A 16,886-nucleotide genomic window follows, 5' to 3' on the forward strand; every position below is an offset into this window, starting at 1 on the left:
TAAATTACAGATACAAAAAAAAGCTCAACTTTTAAAAGTTGAGCTTTTTTTTGTATCTGTAATTTAATTTCGTTTAAGATTATTTATTAATCACCCTAAAATAAAACACAAACAGGCAAAGAAACCGCAACTTCACTTACAAAAGTTAGTTTTCCTGTTTTAGCATCGCGTTTAAAGGAAACAATATTGTCTGTATCTTTATTAGCTACTAATATAAATTTTTCATCTGGAGAGAAAGAAAAATTTCTTGGATGTTTACCCAAAACCGATTGATACGCTACAATTGTTAACGCTCCATTTTCTGGATTTACTTTAAAAATAGCAATGGATTCATGTCCGCGATTAGAAGCGTATAAAAATTTTCCGTCTTTAGGAATATGAATATCTGCAGCGCCACTAAATTCAGTAAAGTCTTCTGGCAATGTAGAAATGGAGCTTTCTACAAAATAAGTATCGTCTTTTTCTTTTACTAGTGAGACCGTATTGTTTAGTTCATTTAAAACGTAAATCCATTTGTTATTCGGATGAAATGTTAAATGCCTTGGCCCTGCTCCATCGGCCATTTTCAACGTTTTCTGATTGGTAAAAACCAATTCGTCTTTAACAGTATCAATGATAGAAAACCAAAGTTGGTTAGTTCCTAAATCTACGGAAATAACCTCATCTCTTATGGGATGAAACCAAGCCGAATGTGCGTGTGGTGTTGTTTGTCTATCAGTAGTTCCTTTACCTACATGTTGCTGCACATTTAATAATGCTGATAACTCTCCGTTTTCAGTAGCTTTTAACAAACCTACATTTCCACCAGAATAATTTGCAGCCAACACATAATTTTCATCATTAATAGCTACAAAACACGGATTTGCACCGCCAGTAATTTGCTTCTTTAATAAGGTTAAAGAATCTTTAGTAATAGTATACGAACTTATAAAACCGGTTCCGTTATCATCTGTTTCTCCAACTGCAAACAAAGTTTTTCCATCATTCGATTTGGTTAAAAAAGAAGGGTTTAAAACTTCTGCAACCAATCCTATTTTCTTTAGTTTTCCTTCCGAAGAAAGTGAATATTTATAAATTCCTTTGCTTTCTTTTTGGGTATACGTTCCTACATAAAAACTGGTAGCGATTTCTTCTTTCACTTTTGATTTCTGACAGCTAAAAAGAATTGCAAATGCAAATAATACGATTGTGTTTTTCATGTATGTTTTAAAAAATTATTTGTGGTGTTTTCCAGGTGATAGAATCACCCAATATATTATATTTTTCACTGATTATATTTGCTTTGTTGGGTACAAATTTTATCAATACATAGTTTGTAGTTCTATTCTTGTAAAAATTCTGCCATTCTTTTTTCCAATATTTTTCTTTTTTGTCTTGCTCATTTACAATGGTTGCAATTCCTTGTAATGTAACATAACTAATACTTTTTGAGTCAAAATAATACAACGTTACTTTGTTGTTATTTTTAATCTGTTGCACTTTTAAGCTTTTAGGATTTGTTGCCATAAAAACAGTAAAATTGTTTTCTGGTAAGAAAGGATCCATAGCTCTTACAGTTGCAACTCCCAGAGAATCTACAGTAATTAATGCGCAGTTTTTTGCATCAATCATTATCTCATTTGCAATTTCTTTTAAATCTGTTTTTACTTGATTTGTTGCAGTATCACAATTCGAAAAAAAAACTACAAGTAAGAAAATATATAGAAATTTCATGAACAAAATAATTTAAAGAACTTTAAAAACGGGTAAACGTAAATGTGCTTTTTCGTAATGAAGCGTTTTCTTATAAATGTAGTTTAATTGCGCTCTCGGATTTTTTGCAAAGTCTGCATCCGATTTTAATTTGTCTTCGAAAGCTACTTTTATTACTGGATTGTCTTTTATAAACTGCTCGGCAACATCTTCAAAAACATAACCAGAATATCCTTCTTTTTGTTGTAAAATAGTATCGAAGAAATTCCAATTGAAAAAAGAATCAGTAGCTTCTGCTTCTAATGTTTCTAACAAATAACACACACCATTTTGATTTGTATCTATATATAAATCACCTTTTCTAAACGTTACCGTTTCTGTTGTTTGTAAAACTGATGTATTATAATGTAAATAATGTCCTTCATAAGGCATTTTACGTGTATTATAATTATTGATATGATTTACAGCAACCGTAATTGTAGTATCATTTTCTAGCTCTCTAAATTCTATTTTATTGTTTTGTAGACGTTCTACAATTTTATGCCAACCTTGTTGTAAAATATATGCTTTTGGAATCTCAACTTCTTTGGTTGCTACAAAATTGTTGTAATATTTTACAGGCTTTGTAAATGGTTTCGTGCGGTCATAAAACAAACGTTTCCCTGAGGTTACTTTGCTATCTATATATTCGCCTTCGTATCCTAAAAACTGTAATTCTGTTGGGTTTTCTTTATCTGCTTTAAATGCAATTGGATAGGTTTTTTTAGCCAAGATTTCTTCAACAGCTTTTTTTCTTAACTCTTTAATCTGTACTGAATTTTCTTCGGTTAAATCTAAAGTAGAAAACAATAATTCATACGTTTGTTCTACTCTAATTTTATATGGTTTTAACATATGCGTCTCCACCATTAAACCTAGAGTATGAAACAATGTTGTATAACCAGTAGAATATCTTGGGGAATCGAAAAATTGAGAAAAACCTGCTTCTGGTGTATTACCCCAAACATTTACATAAGGTGTAATTGCAATTCCTTTTTCTTGTAATGATTTTTCTAATTTAGGGCGCATTTCATTTTCTAAAAACGCTCCTAAACTTCCGCCTAATTTATTATGTTGCGTAAATAAGTGTGTAATTGCATATTGATAATCAGCGCCATTACTAACATGATTGTCTATAAAAACATCTGGATTTACTGTATGAAAAATCTCTGCAAAAGCAGCTGCATTTTTAGTGTCTTGTTTTATAAAATCTCGATTTAAATCGAAATTCCTAGCGTTTCCTCTAAACCCATAAGCTTTGGGTCCGTTTTGGTTTGCTCTGGTGTGCGAATTTCTATTTAAAGAACCGCCAACATTATACACAGGTATAATTGCAATAATAGAATTTTTATACTTTTTTTTTAGAGAATCATTCTGTACAATATCTCTTACCAGCATCATAGAAGCATCTATTCCGTCTGATTCTCCTGGATGAATTCCGTTATTTATTAAAATTTTATTTTTTGAAGAATTTTTTATTTCTTCAACATTAAAAATTCCTTCTTGGTTATAAACAACTAAATGTAAAGGTTCACCAGAATCAGTTTGCCCAAATGAAAACAAAGAAATCGCTGAATATTCTTCAGCGATTTCTTCATAATAACTAATAACATCTTTATAAGTTGGTGTTTCTGTTCCGTTTGATTTTTCGAAAATAGTTGTAAAATCTTTCGAATTTTTAGGAGAATCATTACAAGAAAAAATAAGTAATGAAATTAATGCAGCAACTATTTTTTTCATAAAATTATCCTTTAAAATTTAAGTTTAAAGAATAATTAGACTCTAAACTTTGTCCTCTTTTTTGAGCTGGTGTCCAACCAGACATTTCAGACAATATTTTTGTAACTTCAGAATTATAACTTTGTATTAAACCTCTTTCTACATTTACATTGCTCACATCTCCTTCTTTTGTAACTGTAAATGTTACAAAAATAACTCCGTTTACACCTGCAATATTAGAATTGAATTTTTTACCAACGTATTTTCTTACAGAACCATTATCTCTTTTTTTATAGTAAGCTGGTGTATTTACTTCTTTATAAGTAAAGCTTTCTCCTGCTGCATTCCAACTTGTACCTTTAGATAAGCTTCCTTTTTTATAGTTTTCTTCGTACTTTTTTACTTTACCATCATAACCAATCCAAAGTTCATTTTTAAAACCATCTTTAAAGCTTCCTTTAACAAAAGTTCCTTCTTCATCTATAAACTGTGCAAAACCATTTCCGTTTTCTACAGTCTGATTTCCTTTTTTATCCCAAAAACTCATTACTAAATCCACTTTTTGATCATTCGCTAGCGTTTTTTTCGATTTTTTTTCTTCAGATTTATTTTTGCCATTATCATAATAATATTTCCAAATCCCTGTTCCTTTTTTACCATTTACAGTTTCTCCTTCTGAAGCAATTTTACCATTTTTATAAAATGATTTAAAAACTCCATTCGATTTTAACTCTTGCAAACCATTAGTTGTGAATTTAGAGTCTAAAAAAAATTTGTTAGCTTCAGTATCAAAAAGATGTTTTTCAACATTAAAATTATTATTATCAACGTTTGTCTCTTTAATAATTACAAGAACATTTGTCTTTAAATAAGTAGCTCTATTATTTTGGTAATACAAAGTATCACCAGGCTTATAATAAGAATTAGATTGTGAAAACGTGGTAAAAGCAACCAACATTAAAATTGTTAAACTAATTAATTTTTTCATTGTTATATTGTTTGATTGTTTGTTTATGATTTTTAGTTGTGTTTTGTTATTAATTAACTCTAACCATCTCTGGAACTAGCTTTGTATAATCTCCATTATTTCTAATTACATCTCTAACAATTGATGATGATATGTATGAAGTGTTTGCTGCTGTTAAAAGAAAAACGGTTTCAACAGGTGCTAAATCTCTATTTGTATGTGCAATTGCTTTCTCGAATTCGAAATCAGCAGGATTTCTTAAACCTCTTAAAATAAAATCTACATTATTTTCTTGACAAAAATGTACTGTTAAACCTTCATAAGTAACTACCTTAATTTTAGGATTGTCTTTAAAAGAATCTTCAATGAATTTTTTACGCTGTTCTAATGAGAACATATATTTTTTGTCTGAATTAACACCAATAGCTATTATAAGTTCATCAAATAATGTTACGCCACGCGTAATAATATCATGATGTCCTTTTGTTATTGGATCAAAAGATCCTGGAAAAATTGCTCTTTTCATTTGTCCCTCTTTTATACTATTGAAGTATAGCGGTTAATAATTGATAAAAATAGAGAAATATCTTAAAATAAAAGTATTAAAACTCCATTATTTAAAGGTATTGAGGGAACTAACTATGGCATTATCAAATAGTTCTTTTAATGAAATTCCTGCAGCTTGTGCTTGTTGAGGCAAAATACTCTCTTCCGTTAAGCCGGGAACCGTATTCATTTCCAAGAAATGTGGTTCACAATTCACTAAAATATATTCAGATCGAGAAAAACCAGACATGTTTAAAATTTCATACACTTTTTTAGCAACCGTTACTACTTTCTCCTTTTCTTCGACAGTAATTCTTGCAGGTGTAATCTCTTGCGATTTTCCTTCGTATTTTGCTTCATAATCAAAGAAATCATTTTCTGTAACAATTTCAGTAATTGGTAAAACTTTTGGTGCTCCTTTATATTGAATAACACCTACAGAAACTTCTGTACCATCTAAAAAAGATTCAATTAAAATTTCTGAATCTTCCTTATATGCTTTTTCAATAGCTGGTAAGATTGCTTCTTTTGTATGTGCTTTAGAAATACCATAACTAGAACCTGCGCTATTTGGTTTTACAAAACAAGGCAAACCAACTTTTGCTATTATTTTATCTAAATCTACAACATCGCCTTTATTTAAATAGATAGAAACTGCTGTTTTTATTCCGTATTCTTTTACAACGCTTAACGTATCTCTTTTATTAAATGTTAATGCCATTTGATAAAAAGGCGCAGAAGTATGCTTTAAATTAATCAAGTTAAAATATGCTAATAGCGCTCCGTTTTCTCCGGGATTACCATGAATTGCATTAAAAACACAATCGAAAGTGATTTTTTTATCACCCAAAAGAAAAGAAAAGTCGTTTTTGTTGATGGTGTATTCTTTAGAATCATCATCTAAAGCAACCCATTTTTCTTCTAGAATATGTACTCTAAAAGAATTGTATTTCTCTTTACCTAAATGGTTATAAACCACATTTCCGCTTGTTAGAGAAATGTTTACTTCGGATGAATAACCACCCATAACTATTGCGATATTCTTTTTCATTAATTTTAAAAATAATTAAACAAATTTATCAAAATAAATATAGAAATAGCAACGTTTAGTTTTTATATCTTTGTGTGTTCTAAAAATAAAAAAATGAGTATTGTTCAATTTCTAAAAAGTAAATCGTTTTTTAAACAAGTTGCAATTGCAATTGTCTGTTTATTAGCATTTATATTTATCTTAAAATACTGGTTAGGAGTTTCTACTAATCACAGTCAGAAAATTCAGGTGCCAGATTTACAAAAATTATCTTTAGATGAAGTTCAACGTAAATTAAAGGAGTTAAATTTAGACTTTAAAGTAATTGACAGTGCTAGTTTTAATCCTGATTATCCAAAAAAATCTGTAATAGAACAAACACCTGAAGCTGGTGATTTTGTAAAAGAAAAGCGTAAGATTTATTTGACTTTAAATCCGTCTAAATATAGAGATGTTACCATCCCAGATTTAAATGGTAAAACAAAAAGACAAGCAACTTCTCATTTACGTTCTATTGGTTTTAATATTGGCACAAACCCAACTTTAGTTAGAGATATTGGTAAAGATGTTGTAAGAGGTTTACGTTATAATGGAAAAATTTTAAACCATGGAGATAAGTTACCGTTAAACTCTATTATAGATATGGTCTTAGGTGATGGACGAGGAAATTAAATCAGTATTTAGTATTCAAAACTAAAAAATTAAACATTTAAAATTTGAGAATCTAAACGATTGTCATTTTAAAACTTAAAAAGTACATTTTGCAAGAAAATCAACCTCAAGATATAGAAAATGACGATTTATACGAACATCATAGATTTACTGCTAGTGACGGTCAAGAACCATTAAGGGTAGATAAATTTTTAATGAATTTTGTAGAAAACGCAACCCGAAGTAAAATACAACAAGCTGCAAAAGCTGGTAATGTTTTAGTGAATGATGTTGCTGTAAAATCGAACCATAAAGTTAAACCAAAAGATGTTGTAAGGGTTGTTTTATCTTATCCTCCAGCAGAAAATTTATTGGTTGCTGAAGATATTCCTTTAGATATAATATATGAAGATGACGCTGTAATTGTAGTAAACAAATCTGCAGGAATGGTTGTACATCCTGGTCATGGAAATTATTCTGGAACTTTAGTGAACGGTTTAATACATCATATTGAAAATTTACCAACAAATTCTAACGAAAGACCAGGTTTGGTGCATAGAATTGATAAAGATACAAGTGGTTTATTAGTGGTTGCTAAAACTGAATTTGCCATGGCAAACTTATCTAAACAGTTTTTTGATAGAACTACAGAGCGTTTGTATTATGCCTTGGTTTGGGGACATGTTGAAGAAGATGAAGGCAGAATTGAAGGTAATATTGGACGAAGTTTAAAGAATCGTTTGCAAATGGCTGTCTTTCCTGATGGTGATTTTGGAAAACATGCAGTAACACATTATAAAGTTTTAGAGCGTTTAACCTATGTAACTTTAGTACAATGTAAATTAGAAACAGGTAGAACACATCAAATTAGAGCCCATTTTAAACATATTGGTCACACACTTTTTAATGACGAACGTTATGGTGGAGACGATATCTTAAAAGGAACTACTTTTACAAAATACAAACAGTTTGTACAAAACTGTTTTAAAGCTTTACCAAGACAAGCTTTACATGCCAAAACGTTAGGTTTTACACACCCAACTACGGGTAAATTTATGCAGTTTAATTCTGAAGTACCTACAGATATTACAGAATGTTTAGAGAAGTGGAGAACGTATAGCGAGAATTCTAAAGATATAGAATTGGAGTAATCTCTATTTGTTATTTATAGATGTAGTGGGATTTACTTATTCTTCATTTTCTTTTGTAAATTCCATTGTCCAATTGGTTTCCCATTCATTTTTCTTTTCATCGAAATATGCCTGTGCCCATTTTGCAGTATTTTCTGATTCCTTTATCCAAGTGAATCTTAATTTATATTCTTTTCCTTGATATTGTTCCTTTCCAAAAAATTCTCCAATTCCATTTTTAAATTCGCCAACTACTTGCTCTTTTAAATAGTTTTCTGGAGCTGAAGTATCTGCCCAATATATTTTCCAAATATTTGTTTGAGGGTTAATCATTCTAATACTAAACCCAATGAATTCATCTCCAAAATGAGAAGATTTCATTTCATCCATTAATCCTAATCCATTAAGAAATGGTTTTGTTTCCATTTCAGCACTAAACTCAATCCAATCTGTATTATTTTTTAAACGTTCTTTTAGACGTTTGTTTATTACTGTCCATTTTCCTATGAGAAAATCGAAGTCTTTAAGCTCTATGGTTGAATTATTTACTTTTGAACTATTACTCATATTAGGTTTGTTATAATGTTTTTCTTAATAGCCACAATCTGTTTCTTTGTTTGTATTAAATAATATTAATTTTAAAGAAATAGAATGATTAAAGAAAAATAGTAGGAATCTAGCTTAAGACTAGAGCGTTATTTTTAATAATTTCTATTTATTATATACGAATGTCAACAATTTTTTTTTCCATAATTACATATTCAATTCCACCTTTTATAAATTTTTCATCTGTAGATTTTAAATTGAACCTCTCATAGAATTTTGATTTTTCTACTCGGGCATTACACCATAACCTTCTAGTTCCTTCTTTTTGTATTAAATCAATTATACTCTTCAATAGAATTGCTCCATATCCTAATCTTTGAAATTCAATTAATGTTGCAAATTTTCTGAATTGTGCCTCACTATTCTCTATGAATAAGGATATTATTGATGAGGCTTCTCCATTTACAAATAAACCAAAATGTCTTGCATTTTCATCATTTGGTAATTTAACATACTCTATCGGTTCATTTGGCCACATAACCTTGTGTCTAATTGGTAAAGTTTCAGAGGAAGTAATTTGTTTAATTTCAAGAATTACATTTTTCACTTATATAAGTATTTTTACTAACTCGTTATATAGTAGGTTTTATTGTCGATATCCCGTAAGGTAACTTTTATATTGCAATATCTAAACGGCTTTTATTTAAGAAACAAACTGCTACTAACAGCAACCAGAACTTGGGTCGCAACAAGAACTGACAGCTTCCGCAATTTTTACTTTTGTTTTTTCAACAGGAATTCCACAAGCTTCTTTTGCTAAACAGGCGGTAAGTTTAGAGGTTAACAAAAAGTTAGTTCCATCGAACTCTAAATTGTATTTACCAATGGTTTCTTTTCCTTGGTATTCAACTTCAATTTCTAAATCATCAAACTTAAAAATTTTTTCAGAAAGCTCAATAATATGCACTAATTTTTCTGGGTGCAATCTATGATCGTAATCGTTTTCTTCCCAAAGTTGAAAATTGATAACCGATTCACTTCTAACTTTACCTCCACAATCTATAAAATCTTTGGTTATTTTACCAACCTCTGTAACATGAAAATGAGATGCTACTAATTCTCCGTTTGGTAATTGAAATCCTATTTTTTCTAAACCTTTTAAATGACTTTTAATTTCTGATAATTTCATGTTATTTGTTTTTAGCAACAGCTTCCTGTTGAGTTTTTATTTAAAAATTTGCCCAATGTGTTTTTTATTTTATCCCAATTGTCTTGATCAATACAATAGCAAACACTTGTCCCTTCAATTTTTCCTTTTATAATTCCTACTTTTTTTAATTCTTTTAAATGTTGTGAAATTGTAGGTTGTGCCAAACCTATATCTTTTACTAAATCTCCACAGACACAAGATTTTAGTTTAATTAAAAACTCTAGAATGGCAATTCTTGCAGGATGACCCAATACTTTTGCAATTGCTGCGATTTCATTTTGTTCTTCTGTAAATATTTCTGACTTCGTTAAACCCATATTAATTTATTTATTGCAATATAACGATTAATGAGTAAAAGAAGAGTGCTTTTGTATAAAAAAGTTAAATTATTTACTTAGATCAAATAAATAACCAATAGAAAGATTGAAGTAACTTGTGTTTTTAAGATCACTTTCATTTACTAAAGCATTAGGTAGGTTTATATTGTAACCTAATTCGAAATCCCAAGATTTTAACGATAAAGAAAGTGGTATGTTTAATTGTGTGTTTAATAAATCGAATACATCAAAATTAAATGTTCTAAGTACGCTGCTACCAGCAACTGATACAATTCTACTAATTGTAATATTTTGTTTTGCAATTATAAAGTTTAATCTTGGTCTTAAACGTAATGCATAATTTGAGGTCTTTTTCAATGTTAAATTAACAAAACTACTAGAAACTAATTGGTAACTTTCATCTGATCCAAATAAATAGGAAGCTGAAACATTGGTTCCTAAAGTTCTTTTTTTATTTCTCATCCCTAAGCTTAAATCTATAGAATTGGTAAAACCATCATAACCATCAGAATAAAAGTATTTTGTGTAACCTAAATTATAAGTAATATTTTTCTTTTTATCAATAGTATTAAAATACCCAGCGGAAACACTTATAAAATCCCAATTTGGAGCAAAAGTTTCGTAATAAATTCCCGAAATACTTGCGTTAAATCCAGAGAAATGATAATAAGATACTTGAGAAATCATATTAAACTGATTTGTATCAGAATCTCTTCCCGAAAAAAAAGTATTACTATTATAAGAAACTGATGTATATAAGAAAAATTACTTTCAATCAATTCATCTAAAAACTGTTGATCATTAAAAAAAAGTTCATCTAATAAACCGTCTACATCATTATTCTCTTGCGCATATGAACAAAAAGAGGTTGCCATTGTAAAAAATAGCAACCCAAAAACTTTTATAGTTGTTTTAATTTCCTGAAAAGGATCTGTCATATTTTTAAAACTAATTTCCCCCTACTCTTCTTTTCTTTCCGTCTTTAGTACCGTTTTGTCTAGGGCCATCTCTCAATTCTCCTCTATCTTTTGCCTTTCTAATTTTATCTATTCGCTCTTTTAGCATCTTACGTTGTTCACCTGTAAGCGTTTTTCTAAAATTATCTCTCGTTTTTCTTAAACGTACTTGTTGATTTCTAACCAAATCTTTTTGTGTTCTAGAAAAAGTAGATAACAAACGTTTTCTAATTTCATTTTTAGAAATAGTTTTATCTCTTAAAATAGATAATTGCTCTTTTGTAAGCGTTGCTTTAAAAGAATCACGATTTGTTTTCATTACTTCTCTTTCCTTCTGTAATAAATCTCGCTGTTCTTTTGTAAGTTCCTTGGTAATTAAATCGAAGTTAGAATTTTGAGCAAAAAGTGTTGTATTAAATAACATCAAACTCATAAAGCTAACTGTATATATGATGGTTTTTAATTTCATTTTTTTTATATTTTACTCTTTAACCTCTAAAGTACAAAGTTACTATTTATTAATTACAAGTATCTTTAGCTGCTTGCATTTCTGTAGTATCATTAATAGTAGCAGTTGTAGCATTTCTATATACAATATCTACAGGGTAATTTAATGCTGGTTTAACAGTTGCATCTGGATTTGCTTTTTTCCATTCTCTTAATAATTTAAAATCGGCTCTTTCTGTAACTGTAATTATACTTGCATCTTCCATTGTAAAACTAACTGGCAATACTAATTTAAAACATTTTCTTTTGTCTTTTCCTTTTTTACAAGAATCTTTAATTGTTTTTAATTCACCTCTATCAATTAAAGTTTGAACTGTTCCATCTTTTAAAGTTAAATCTACAGGAAAAACTAATTCTGGACGTTCAGTTGCATCTGGGTTTGCTGTATACCATTCTCTAATTAACATCCAATCTGCTTTTTCATTTAAAGTGATAGACGTATTGTCTGGCATTATAAAATCGATAGGAAATACAAATTGAAAACATTTATGTCTTCTTTTCTTTCTTCTTTCGTTTGAATCTGCTAATTGTCTTCCTTCTGTAGTAAAGAAAACATCGCTACTTACTTCTGATCTTGATTCATTGTCTGTAAGAATTGACACTTTATAACCCAAACCTGAAGCTAACGCAACACTTTCTACAAAACTGTCTGATAAATCTCCGTTAAAAGCTGTAGTTGTTGCAGTTGGTAAACTACTAGTGTCTACAACTGTTCTTGCAGCACTTTCTATTTGTGAAATTAATACCTCATCACTAGTAGAAATATCTAAACCTTCTGATTCTGAACAAGAAGTAAATAATAAAGCTGATAAAATAAAAGCGCTAATTGTTAAAAATAATACACTCGATTTTAGAATGCTTTCTTTTGAAATTGTAGTTCTCATAATTGTAAATTTTTAGTTAATAATTGTTTCTATTTATTTAGAACTACGTTTTATAAAATAGTTTGAAAAATTTTATAAAATAATTGTATCAACGAAACCATCATTAATGTAATTATCTACTAATGAGTCCTCTATAAGTAAAGAATTTAAAAATAAATCATCCATTTTTTGTTCAGAAATTTCAACTTTTATCATTATTTCATTAATTAAAGTGTTGTCTGCAAACAAATCCATTTCAGAATCATCTACTAATAAAGAGTTAATTAAAACATCATCTTCTAAAAAAGATAGAAACTCAATATTCGTTTCATTTTCAATTTTATTATCTGCATTTTGTAACCAGATTGTTAAACTCAAAATAAAGACCAAAGAAGCTGCAGCTATATATTTAAATTGAGGTTGCATCCAAAAAACAATTTGTTTTTTCGTTTCTTTTGGCACTTCTGTAATAGAATTCTCTTTTATCTTGTCTAAAATGGACAATTTAGATTTCGTAAAATATCCTTCAGGAATAGTTGTTCCTAAATGTTTTTTATGATTTTTAGAAATATCACCTTTTAAGCCTTCTTTTAGAAAGCTTGTTTTGTTGTTATTTTCTGTTGATTTTTCCATAATATAATAGTTAGACCCAACTTTTTGTAAATAGTTTGGATTTATAAAAATATTTTTTCTTCTATTGTTTTAACAGCTGAATAATAAGTTGACTTTAATGTACTTTCAGACACATCTAATATCTCTGAAATCTGTCTAAAACTCATATCCTCAAAATATTTCATTTGAAAAACTCTTTTCTGTTTTTCTTTAAAACCATCAATAATTTTATTTAATTTTATTTGAACTTCATCTCCATCAAAATATTCATCTTCGAATAAAGCTTCTAAATTAGAATCAGAAACTTCATCAATATTATCATACCTTTTTTTGTTATTCTTCTCTAAAAAACGAATAGATTCATTGTAAGCAATTCTATACATCCATGTATGTAAACTACTTTTTTCTTCGAACTTTAAAATACTTTTATAAATTCTGATGAACGTATTTTGTAAAACATCATCTGCATTTTCATGAGTTGAAACTATTTTTCTAATATGCCAATACAAACGTTCTTGATAGACGTTAAGCAACTCACTAAAAGCTTTATCTTTTAGTGTAGAATCTTTTAACTTTTTTACAAGTTCAGCGTCTTTACTCAAGTATTGGTTTGTTGATTTCTATTCTTTGACCCAAGATAAATTAAATAGTTTGATTTATTTATAGAAAAAAACAACTTTCAAAATTTCTATCAATTTTTTAAATAGTTTTATCAATATTAACTCCTTTATTTCTTTGAAATGTTTTGCAATCCTTTGTACATTTATATTTTAATTTTTGCAATCAATTAATTTTTCAATTTCATCAAATGAAAATCATTATATCTCCAGCTAAATCTTTAGATTTTGAAAGTAAAGTGCCTACAAGTCTACATACACAACCTCGTTTTTTAGACAAGTCTATAAAGTTGAATAAAAAACTAAAAACACTTTCAAAAAAGAAAATTTCTGATTTAATGAAAATTTCTGATGATTTATCTGCTTTAAACCATGAAAGAAATCAAGCTTGGGAAACTCCATTTACAAAAGAAAACGCTAAACAGGCTATTTATTCTTTTACAGGTGCTGTTTTTCAAGGAATTGATGTAAATTCTTTAGCGGAAGAAAAATTACCAATATTACAAGAACGATTACGTATTTTATCTGGATTATATGGTTTATTAAAACCTTTAGATTTAATTCAGCCTTATCGTTTAGAAATGGGAACCAGACTAAAAGTTGACAGAACAGAAAATCTTTATAAATTTTGGAATGAAGATTTAGCTAATTCTTTAAATGAAGAGTTAGATGATAATGAATTATTGGTAAATTTAGCAAGTGCAGAATATTTTAAAGCCTTGCCAAAAAAGACTTTAAAAGTACCAATGATTACTCCTGTTTTTAAAGATTTTAAAAACGGAGAATATAAAACCATAATGACGTATGCTAAAATTGCAAGAGGTTTAATGGTACGTTATATTATAGAAAACAATATTAAAACCATAGATGGTTTAAAAGGTTTTAATGTTGATAAATATCGTTTTTCTGAAGAAATGTCTTCAGGTAATGATTTGGTTTTTACGAGATAGATGAAAAAGAAAACGATCATTAAATTACTGAAAGCAACTTTCGCTTTTTTATTACTTTCTATTTTCTGCATCTTTATGTCTAATAAATTGATTCAAAAAAATGGGCAAAATAAAGTCTTTTCAAAGACAGAAAACATTACAAAAAATAAAGTTGGTCTTGTTTTAGGAACTTCTAAAACCTTAAGAAACGGTAGAATAAATTTATACTATAAATATAGATTAGAAGCCGCAATTGAATTATTTAAATCTGACAAAATTGAATTTATTGTAATTAGTGGAGACAATAGCACTAATAGTTATGATGAACCTACAGATTTTAAGAACGATCTTGTAAAAGCAGGAATACCAGAAAATAAAATATTTTTAGATTATGCCGGTTTTAGAACTTTAGATTCTGTTGTAAGAATTAAAGAAATTTTCGATCAAAATTCTGTGACAATTATATCACAACAGTTTCATAATGAAAGAGCCATTTATTTAGCAGAATACTTTAAAATTAAAGCAATTGGTTTTAATGCAAAAGGAATTTCTGGTAGATATGGTTTAAAAGTACAATTAAGAGAATATTTAGCTAGAGTTAAAGTTTTTGTTGATATTTTATTTAATGTACAACCTAAATTTTTAGGAGAAAAAATTGAAATTATATAACTAACAATCTGCCATACCTACATTAATAGCCAAACCACCTTCTGAAGTTTCTTTATAGTTTTTATGCATGTCTTTTGCAGTTTCCCACATAGTATCAATTACATTGTCTAAATGTACTAAAGCTTCTTTTGGATTCGTTTCTAATGCAATTTCTGCTGCATGAATCGCTTTAATAGCACCCATAGAATTACGTTCTATACATGGTACTTGTACCAAACCTCCAATTGGATCACAGGTTAAACCTAAATGATGTTCCATTGCTATTTCTGCTGCTGATAAAACTTGTGCGGCAGAACCGCCTAATAATTCTGTTAAAGCTCCTGCTGCCATTGCAGAGGAAACACCTATTTCTGCTTGACAACCACCCATAGCTGCAGATATGGTTGCGTTTTTCTTAAAAATACTTCCAATTTCACCAGCAGTTAATAAGAATTTTTTAATTTGCTCAAAGTCAGCTTCATGGTTTTCAATTACCAAATAATACATTAAAACTGCTGGAATTACGCCCGCACTTCCGTTTGTTGGTGCAGTTACAACTCTTCCTAAAGCTGCATTTACTTCATTAACAGAAAGTGCAAAACAACTTACCCATTTTAAAATTTCTCTAAACTTTACTTCTCCACTTCTAATTGCTGTAATCCATTCTTTTTGATTAGAATAGGCTGCATCTTTTATCAATTTTACATGCGTATCAAAAGCACGTCTTTTTACATTTAAACCTCCTGGAAGTTTGCCTTCTGTATGACAACCAATATACATACACTCTAACATGGTTTCCCAAACTCTATTCAGCTCAAAATCAATTTCGGTTTCAGATCTTAACTCTAATTCATTTTTAAAAACAATATCAGATATTTGTAAATTTTCTTTTTCACAATATTCTTCTAACTGAATTGCTCTATTAATAGGATAAGGAAAATTCTTTTTGGTTATTTCTATTTCTTCTTCTAAATGGTCATTCTCTTGTACAATAAATCCGCCACCAATAGAAAAATAAGTTTCTGTTGAAATTTCTTTTCCTTCAGAAAAACCTCTAAAAGTCATCCCGTTAGAATGAAATGGTAAAAACTCTCTATTAAATTTGATTGAGTTACTAGGAAAAGCAACTTTTTTTCCTCCTTTAAAGTAAATTTCTTCTTGCGTATTAATTCTATCAACTATAATAACAACATCTTCAATAGGAATATATTCTGGGTCTGCTTCACTTAAACCTAATAAGATAGCAACGTCAGTGGCATGCCCTTTTCCTGTTAGTGATAAAGAACCATATAAATCTACTTTTATAGCATCTAATTTATCTAAAAGACTTGTTTCTTTTAATTTAGAAATCCACTGTTCGGCAGCACGCCAAGGACCTAAAGTGTGTGAACTTGATGGACCTACACCAATCTTCAACATATCAAAAACACTAATAAATTGCGACATTCTTAAAATTGATTAAAATAATTGCCGTAAATGTAAAAAATCCAACTCAATTGAGTTGGATTTTTTTATATTAATAAAAAGATAAAGATTAGAATCCGTAAACAGATTCTTTATCAAACTTTTTCATTAGCATATAGTATACTACTGCTCTATATTTTTTTCTTTCAGATTTACCAATTCTTTCCATTACTTCTTCAATACCAGCATCTAATTCTTTACTGTCAGCTAAACCTAATTTTTTGATTAAAAAGTTATTTTTAACAGTTGCTAATTCTTTTGCATCAGAACCAGAAACAGTTTCTGCATCCGCTTTATAAATAGAAGGTCCTAAACCTTTTGTAACTGCAGCTAATAATTCTGAATTAGAACGTAGGTCTCTATCGTCCATAAATTTCTTGTATAAAGCTACTTTTTCGTCAAATTTACTCATTGTTTTTTGT

General features: G+C 28.9%; 22 protein-coding genes. 4 read left to right on the forward strand and 18 right to left on the reverse strand.

The window, feature by feature from the left end; genetic code table 11:
- Positions 1-95 precede the first annotated feature (95 nt).
- The 6 genes from V3V28_RS11295 to V3V28_RS11320 all read right to left on the reverse strand — a co-directional run bounded on the left by V3V28_RS11295 (position 96) and on the right by V3V28_RS11320 (position 6,014).
- A complete protein-coding gene (locus tag V3V28_RS11295; protein WP_331365122.1) occupies positions 96-1,199 on the reverse strand; it encodes a lactonase family protein in 1,104 nt (367 codons plus the stop codon).
- A 7-nt stretch (positions 1,200-1,206) separates the two neighbouring features.
- Positions 1,207-1,713: a pyridoxamine 5'-phosphate oxidase family protein gene (locus V3V28_RS11300; protein ID WP_331365123.1), complete on the reverse strand. Its 507-nt coding sequence runs from the start codon at positions 1,711-1,713 to the stop codon at positions 1,207-1,209.
- 12 nt (positions 1,714-1,725) lie between these two features.
- Complete coding sequence (locus tag V3V28_RS11305) at positions 1,726-3,471, reverse strand: M14 family metallopeptidase (protein WP_331365124.1); 1,746 nt, start codon at positions 3,469-3,471, stop codon at positions 1,726-1,728.
- Positions 3,472-3,475: 4 nt separating this feature from the next.
- Positions 3,476-4,438, reverse strand: a complete 963-nt coding sequence (locus tag V3V28_RS11310; RefSeq protein WP_331365125.1) for a hypothetical protein — start codon at positions 4,436-4,438, stop codon at positions 3,476-3,478.
- 49 nt (positions 4,439-4,487) lie between these two features.
- Positions 4,488-4,943, reverse strand: a complete 456-nt coding sequence (coaD, locus tag V3V28_RS11315; protein ID WP_331365126.1) for a pantetheine-phosphate adenylyltransferase — start codon at positions 4,941-4,943, stop codon at positions 4,488-4,490.
- Between the two features lie 87 nt (positions 4,944-5,030).
- Complete coding sequence (locus V3V28_RS11320; protein WP_331365127.1) at positions 5,031-6,014, reverse strand: D-alanine--D-alanine ligase; 984 nt, start codon at positions 6,012-6,014, stop codon at positions 5,031-5,033.
- A gap of 93 nt (positions 6,015-6,107) precedes the next feature.
- On the opposite strand from V3V28_RS11320, the gene V3V28_RS11325 reads away from it, so the two are divergent.
- Both V3V28_RS11325 and V3V28_RS11330 read left to right on the forward strand, forming a co-directional pair.
- The gene (locus tag V3V28_RS11325; RefSeq protein ID WP_331365128.1) at positions 6,108-6,665 is read left to right on the forward strand and encodes a PASTA domain-containing protein; all 558 of its coding nucleotides are present in this window, start codon (positions 6,108-6,110) and stop codon (positions 6,663-6,665) included.
- Between the two features lie 89 nt (positions 6,666-6,754).
- Positions 6,755-7,795: an RluA family pseudouridine synthase gene (locus tag V3V28_RS11330; protein WP_331365129.1), complete on the forward strand. Its 1,041-nt coding sequence runs from the start codon at positions 6,755-6,757 to the stop codon at positions 7,793-7,795.
- 36 nt (positions 7,796-7,831) lie between these two features.
- Here V3V28_RS11330 and V3V28_RS11335 read toward each other — a convergent pair whose 3' ends face one another.
- The 10 genes from V3V28_RS11335 to V3V28_RS11380 all read right to left on the reverse strand — a co-directional run bounded on the left by V3V28_RS11335 (position 7,832) and on the right by V3V28_RS11380 (position 13,408).
- Positions 7,832-8,341 (reverse strand): hypothetical protein, encoded by a 510-nt coding sequence (locus V3V28_RS11335; RefSeq protein ID WP_331365130.1) that lies wholly within the window; start codon positions 8,339-8,341, stop codon positions 7,832-7,834.
- A 151-nt stretch (positions 8,342-8,492) separates the two neighbouring features.
- Positions 8,493-8,927 carry a GNAT family N-acetyltransferase gene (locus tag V3V28_RS11340; RefSeq protein ID WP_331365131.1) on the reverse strand — a complete coding sequence of 145 codons (435 nt, stop codon included), beginning with the start codon at positions 8,925-8,927 and terminating at the stop codon, positions 8,493-8,495.
- A 114-nt stretch (positions 8,928-9,041) separates the two neighbouring features.
- Positions 9,042-9,509 carry a DUF6428 family protein gene (locus tag V3V28_RS11345; RefSeq protein WP_331365132.1) on the reverse strand — a complete coding sequence of 156 codons (468 nt, stop codon included), beginning with the start codon at positions 9,507-9,509 and terminating at the stop codon, positions 9,042-9,044.
- 11 nt (positions 9,510-9,520) lie between these two features.
- A complete protein-coding gene (locus V3V28_RS11350; protein WP_331365133.1) occupies positions 9,521-9,847 on the reverse strand; it encodes an ArsR/SmtB family transcription factor in 327 nt (108 codons plus the stop codon).
- 69 nt (positions 9,848-9,916) lie between these two features.
- On the reverse strand, positions 9,917-10,555 hold the full coding sequence (locus V3V28_RS11355; RefSeq protein ID WP_331365134.1) for a hypothetical protein: 639 nt from the start codon (positions 10,553-10,555) through the stop codon (positions 9,917-9,919).
- Entirely contained in the window at positions 10,552-10,806 is a 255-nt protein-coding gene (locus V3V28_RS11360; protein ID WP_331365135.1) for a hypothetical protein, read from the reverse strand. Before V3V28_RS11360 ends, V3V28_RS11355 begins: the two co-directional genes overlap by 4 nt.
- 10 nt (positions 10,807-10,816) lie before the next feature.
- The gene (locus V3V28_RS11365) at positions 10,817-11,293 is read right to left on the reverse strand and encodes a hypothetical protein (protein ID WP_331365136.1); all 477 of its coding nucleotides are present in this window, start codon (positions 11,291-11,293) and stop codon (positions 10,817-10,819) included.
- Between the two features lie 49 nt (positions 11,294-11,342).
- Positions 11,343-12,215 (reverse strand): hypothetical protein, encoded by an 873-nt coding sequence (locus V3V28_RS11370; RefSeq protein WP_331365137.1) that lies wholly within the window; start codon positions 12,213-12,215, stop codon positions 11,343-11,345.
- A 72-nt stretch (positions 12,216-12,287) separates the two neighbouring features.
- Positions 12,288-12,827 carry a hypothetical protein gene (locus V3V28_RS11375; RefSeq protein ID WP_331365138.1) on the reverse strand — a complete coding sequence of 180 codons (540 nt, stop codon included), beginning with the start codon at positions 12,825-12,827 and terminating at the stop codon, positions 12,288-12,290.
- 41 nt (positions 12,828-12,868) lie between these two features.
- Positions 12,869-13,408 (reverse strand): RNA polymerase sigma factor, encoded by a 540-nt coding sequence (locus tag V3V28_RS11380; RefSeq protein ID WP_331365139.1) that lies wholly within the window; start codon positions 13,406-13,408, stop codon positions 12,869-12,871.
- A gap of 206 nt (positions 13,409-13,614) precedes the next feature.
- On the opposite strand from V3V28_RS11380, the gene yaaA reads away from it, so the two are divergent.
- Positions 13,615-14,373 carry a peroxide stress protein YaaA gene (yaaA, locus tag V3V28_RS11385; protein ID WP_331365140.1) on the forward strand — a complete coding sequence of 253 codons (759 nt, stop codon included), beginning with the start codon at positions 13,615-13,617 and terminating at the stop codon, positions 14,371-14,373.
- On the forward strand, positions 14,374-15,021 hold the full coding sequence (locus tag V3V28_RS11390; protein ID WP_331365141.1) for a SanA/YdcF family protein: 648 nt from the start codon (positions 14,374-14,376) through the stop codon (positions 15,019-15,021).
- Here the strand turns inward: V3V28_RS11390 and V3V28_RS11395 are convergent, their stop codons facing one another.
- Positions 15,022-16,446 (reverse strand): L-serine ammonia-lyase, encoded by a 1,425-nt coding sequence (locus V3V28_RS11395; protein ID WP_331365142.1) that lies wholly within the window; start codon positions 16,444-16,446, stop codon positions 15,022-15,024.
- A gap of 88 nt (positions 16,447-16,534) precedes the next feature.
- Positions 16,535-16,876 (reverse strand): DUF2853 family protein, encoded by a 342-nt coding sequence (locus V3V28_RS11400; protein WP_331365143.1) that lies wholly within the window; start codon positions 16,874-16,876, stop codon positions 16,535-16,537.
- Positions 16,877-16,886: the final 10 nt, after the last annotated feature.

Origin of the sequence: Polaribacter sp., from assembly GCF_036480315.1 — a bacterium.
Lineage (GTDB): Bacteria > Bacteroidota > Bacteroidia > Flavobacteriales > Flavobacteriaceae > Polaribacter.